Genomic DNA, 1,605 nt, shown 5'->3' on the forward strand with positions numbered 1-1,605 from the left:
CCGCCATAGCCCTGCAGCCACAAGGTCGGCGTCAGGCCGGCGCTCAGCGGCGCCGTCGCCGGACCCGCCGCCTTCGCGGCATAAGCCAGCGCCCCGGTCCCGCTGCCGGTCAGAGACTGGCGCAGGCGCGTCCCCACCGCCTCGCGCAGATAGATCGATTGCTGCTGGATCACCGTGGCGATCGAGGGATAGACCTCGCCCGAGAGCTGGTTGAAGGCCGGCGCCACCGCCGCCTCGGGCAGTTGGAAGATCGCCTCGTACACCGCGTTGCCCGACCCGAGATCCTGCGCCGCGACCGCCACCGCCGTCTGGTTCGGCGTCTGGGCGAACGCGGCGAAGTCGACCGCATTGTAGACCAGGGTCAGATAGACGTTCTGGGCGTCGTAGGTCAGCGCCGGATCGAGGAAGGCATAGTCCGAGGTCACCGACCCGAACGTGCCCGTCAGCGTCCCCGACGTGCTCAGGATCGGCATGGTGCTCGCCGCCGCATAGCGCCCCGGCACCGCCAGAACCTGCACGCTCGCCCCGGAGGACAGCGTCACCGACCCGGTCGCCAGGATCAGATCGTGCGCCCCGTCCGGCGTCACGTCCACCGCATAGACCGACCCGGCATTGAACGTGACCGCTCCGGTCACCGTCAGCGTCCCCGGCGAATAGCCCGGCGCGGCCGTGCCCCCGCCATTGACCGTCAGGCCGCCGATCGTCGCCGTGCCGCCCAGCACGCCCCCGGCATTGACCGTGAAGGGCGAGGCCGTGACCGACCCGGATTCCAGCCGGACCGTCGACTGATCCACCGCGATCGGCCCGGTATAAGGCGAGGAGAACAGGACCGTGCCGCCGCCGGTGAAGGTCACCGCCCCGCTGCCGCTGATCTGCCCCGTAAAGGCATAGGTGTCCGAGCGGTTGAACACCAGGCTCGCTTCGTTCACCACGTCGCCCAGGATCGAGCCGATCGTGCCGCCATTGCCGATCTGCAGCGTCCCCGCGGCGATCGTCGTCAGCCCGGCATAGCTGTTCTCCCCCGTCAGGATCAGCAGGCCGCCGCCGGTCTTGGTCAGGCCCGCGCTCCCCGACAGCACGCCCGACAGCGTCAGCGCCTGCGCCGTGTCGACCTCGAAGGTCGCCGCCGTCGCCGCCGACTTGGCCGGAGCGCTCGCCGTCCCGCCGAGCGTGATCGGCCCGCCATAGGCGAAGGTGCCGCTGGCGCGCAGCGTGCCCTGCGTCCCGACCGTCAGCCCGCCGCTCCCCAGCGCCCCCGCGCCGTCGATCCGCAGCGTTCCCCCAGCGATCGTCGTCCCGCCGGAATAGCTGTTGCTGCCGGTCAGATAGACCGTCCCGGGACCCGACTGAACCAGCGCGCCGGTGCCCGAGATCGCCCCGTCGAGGCGCAGCTCGCCGCTGCGCGCGAATGCCAGCACCCCGGCATTGGCGACATCGCCGCCGATCTCCCCCGCGGCGCCCCCGGCGCCGATCTGCAGCGTGCCCGCCGAGATCACCGTGCCGCCGGTATAGGTGTTGGCCCCCGACAGGATCAGCGTGCCGTAATCCGCCTTTTCGAGCCCGCCGCTGCCGGTCAGGACCGAAGCGATGGTCGCCACCGTCGAC

At 71.3% G+C, this 1,605-nt stretch carries 1 protein-coding gene; it reads right to left on the reverse strand.

From position 1 onward, the window contains the following. Nucleotides 1–1,605 (reverse strand): autotransporter-associated beta strand repeat-containing protein (locus tag EDC64_RS23985; protein WP_245504865.1); only part of this gene is annotated, 1,605 nt, incomplete at both ends.

The organism is Aquabacter spiritensis, assembly GCF_004346185.1.
GTDB lineage: Bacteria > Pseudomonadota > Alphaproteobacteria > Rhizobiales > Xanthobacteraceae > Aquabacter > Aquabacter spiritensis.